Source organism: Streptococcus pseudopneumoniae (genome assembly GCF_001072315.1).
GTDB lineage: Bacteria > Bacillota > Bacilli > Lactobacillales > Streptococcaceae > Streptococcus > Streptococcus pseudopneumoniae_R.
The window spans coordinates 1-3,339 of the sequence record NZ_JVLI01000040.1; the positions used below are offsets into that span (position 1 = coordinate 1).

Genomic DNA, 3,339 nt, shown 5'->3' on the forward strand with positions numbered 1-3,339 from the left:
CAAAGCACAGCTTTGAGGTTGCAGATAAAGCTGACGTGGTTTGAAGAGATTTTCGAAGAGTATAAAAAGCGAGCAAGCCCGCTTTTAGTCTATTTTACTAAAGTTTAGTAAGAGTGAACTAGTCAGAACGGATACAGAACTAAAGGCCATAGCTAGACCTGCCAGTTCTGGGTTGAGAGCCAGTCCAACACCTGAAAAGACTCCTGCTGCAATCGGAATTCCGGCGACATTGTAGATAAAGGCCCAGAAAAGATTGAGCAGAATTCGATGAAAGGTTTTCTTACTCATGTCAAAGGCACGAACCACTCCTAGGAGGTTATTAGTTGTCAACACCAAATCTGCTGACTCGATGGCAATATCTGTTCCAGCTCCCATAGCAATCCCCACATCTGCTACACTGAGGGCAGGAGCGTCATTGATACCGTCACCAACAAAGGCTACTTTTCCAGCCGCTTGTAGTTTATGGATTTCATGGGCTTTTTCTTCTGGCAAGACACCTGCAATGACCTCTTCGATTCCGATCTGATCCGCAATAGCACGCGCCACACCTGCATTATCTCCTGTCAGCATGACTGTTTTAAGACCACGCTTTTTCAACTGACTGATGGCAAGCTTAGCATTTTCCTTTGGAATATCTTGCAGAGCAAGCAAGCCTTTGATTTCATTGTCCACAGCCAAGAAAACAACTGTCTTAGCTTCTTTTTCCAGTTCTTCTAGTTTTTCTTGATAAGTGCTAGAAATGTTCATGCCATCCAGTATTTTAGCATTTCCAAGCAGAACTTGTTTTCCATTGATTTGCCCTGAGACACCTTTTCCGTGCAAGGCTTGGAAATTTTCAACAGTTTGAAGCTCAAGTCCAGCTTCACTCGCTCGTTTCACAACGGCCTCAGCCAGTGGGTGTTGAGAAGCTTCTTCCAAGGAAGCTGCCAATCCAAGCACTTCTACTTCGTCGCCGATGATATCTGTGACCACAGGTTTCCCTTCAGTCAAAGTCCCGGTCTTATCAAAGACAATGGTTTGGACTTTCTGGATTTCCTGTAGAACCGTTCCATTTTTGAGGAGAACTCCCATCTTGGCACTGCGACCTGTCCCCACCATAAGGGCTGTCGGTGTTGCAAGTCCCAATGCACAAGGGCAGGCAATAATCAGAACTGCTACTCCATAGAGAAGCGAAGACACAAAGCTCGCTCCAAGCACAACTACACTATCCCTGAGCAAGACGAACCAAACCCAAAAGGTCACAATCCCTAAAATGACAACTGCTGGGACAAAAATCCCTGAAATTTTATCCGTCAAGTCCTGAATCGGCGCACGACTTGTCTGAGCTTTCTTCACAAAATCCACAATCTGAGCCAAAACAGTCTCTGAACCAACTTTTTCTGCTCTAAAAACAAGTGTTCCACTATTATTGATTGTTGAACCAATCACAGTATCTCCAACTGTCTTGTCCACAGGCAGACTCTCACCTGTCACCATAGACTCATCAATACTAGAGACACCTTCTACTACGACACCATCAACAGCAATCTTCTCACCAGGTCGCACTCGAATCAGGTCACCTACCTTGACTTGCTCCAAAGGGACTTGAACATAGTTATCCTCACGCAAGACTTCTGCAGTTTTAGCCTGCAAGTCAAGTAATTTCTCCACAGCTTGGGAAGTATTTTTCCGCATTTTCTCCTCAAAAACGGCTCCCATAAGAACGAAGAAGAAGATAAATGCAGCACTTTCAAAGTAAACGGGGAGGCCAGCGAAGAGGGCAACTAAGCTATAGAAATAGGCCACTAGGGTTCCCAGAGCAACCAAGGTATCCATGTTGGCATTGTGCTTTTTAAAGCTGGCCCAAGCACTTTGGATATAAGGACCACCTGCTACTAGCATAATCGGTGTTGTGGCTAAAAAGGTGCCCCAACGCATGACTTGGTGACTAATTCCTCCTGTCGACATCCCAATCATGAGGATCACAAGAGGCACAGTAAAGATACTAGTAATCCAAAAACGCTGTAAAAGTGATAGAGATTTTCGAGTCTTCTCAACGACTGTATAACTTCCCTTTTGCATCTTCATGCCACAAGAAAATTCATGTTGGCCTAATTCTTGAGGGGTAAAACGAATGACTTTCTCTTCGTCTACGCCGATTGGTTCCAAGATGCCTTCTTCTTCAAACAGAATTTCCTTATAACAGTTTGAAGGAGTAGTACGATGAAAGGTGATCTCAGCTGGAATCCCTTTTTGAAGCTGGATATGGGCTGGATGGTAGCCTTTGTCTGCCGTGATACGGATTTTTTGAACACCATTTTCAAGATTTGCTTTTACAATTTCAGTCATATCATTCTCCTATTCTACAATCATCTTGCCGTGCATCATATTCATGCCACAAGAGAAACCATACTCTCCAGCCTGCTCAGGCGTGATTTCCACTACATACTCTTCGCCCATAGGCAGGTCCGCATGTACACCAAAATCTGGAAAAACAATTTGGTCCAGACAGGGTGAAGGGTCCTTACGGTCAAAGACAATGCGGGCTGGCACTGATTTCTTGAGGATAATCAACTCAGGCGTATAGCCTCCCATGACCTCCACTCGAATCTCTTGGTAGCCGTTTTTTTGCTGGGCCTTTTGTCCAGATTTTTCAGGCTTTTTGAAAAACCAAAACAAGATAAACACGATAAGGGCAATACAAACAATGGTTACAATACTATTTAACATGACGTCTCCTTTACATACAATTACATTTTACTTCTGTTACAGCGCTTGATTTCTTCTCAGAAATCACAGCTTCCAAGTCTTCCAAGTCAGTCTGAGTAAAATCACATTCAGCAATCAAATCAGCCAACAAGTTCTTAATCCTACGGGAACAAACCTTGTCCTTAATATCTTGGACAAGTAAATCCCTACTTTGGTCCAAAGTTAAAAGGGCTGAATAGACAAAGGACTTGCCTTCTTTTTTCCGAGTCAAACACTCTTTCTCAACCAAACGAGCCAAAAGAGTTTGAATGGTCGACTTGGACCAATCGAACCGCTCCGCCAGAACCCTGATCAAATCCGTACTGGTCTGTTCGCCCTGCATCCAAATAATCTTCATGACCTGCCATTCTGCATCTGAAATCTGCATCATCACACCTCCAAAATCTACATTTGTCAATTATATTAAATAGTATACTCTTAAAATCTACATTTGTCAATCATAAAAATCGAATCTTTTTCTTTTTTTTATCTTCATTACAAAATTGATTAATACTCAATAAAAATCAAAGAGCAAACTAGAAAGCTAGGCGCAAGCTGTACTTGAGTACGGTAAGGCGACGCTGACGTGGTTTGAAGAGATTTTCGAAGAGT

3 protein-coding genes are annotated in these 3,339 nt (G+C 43.1%); all 3 read right to left on the reverse strand.

All coding sequences use genetic code 11. The annotated features are described in order from the left end of the window. Positions 1 to 84: 84 nt before the first annotated feature. Genes ADH54_RS01730 through ADH54_RS01740 form a run of 3 tightly spaced genes read right to left on the reverse strand, consistent with a single transcriptional unit; the run spans position 85 to position 3,115 of the window. Positions 85 to 2,328 (reverse strand): heavy metal translocating P-type ATPase, encoded by a 2,244-nt coding sequence (locus tag ADH54_RS01730; protein WP_049523766.1) that lies wholly within the window; start codon positions 2,326 to 2,328, stop codon positions 85 to 87. A gap of 9 nt (positions 2,329 to 2,337) precedes the next feature. Then, a complete protein-coding gene (locus ADH54_RS01735; RefSeq protein ID WP_049523768.1) occupies positions 2,338 to 2,709 on the reverse strand; it encodes a cupredoxin domain-containing protein in 372 nt (123 codons plus the stop codon). 10 nt (positions 2,710 to 2,719) lie between these two features. After that, on the reverse strand, positions 2,720 to 3,115 hold the full coding sequence (locus tag ADH54_RS01740) for a CopY/TcrY family copper transport repressor (RefSeq protein WP_042750305.1): 396 nt from the start codon (positions 3,113 to 3,115) through the stop codon (positions 2,720 to 2,722). Positions 3,116 to 3,339: the final 224 nt, after the last annotated feature.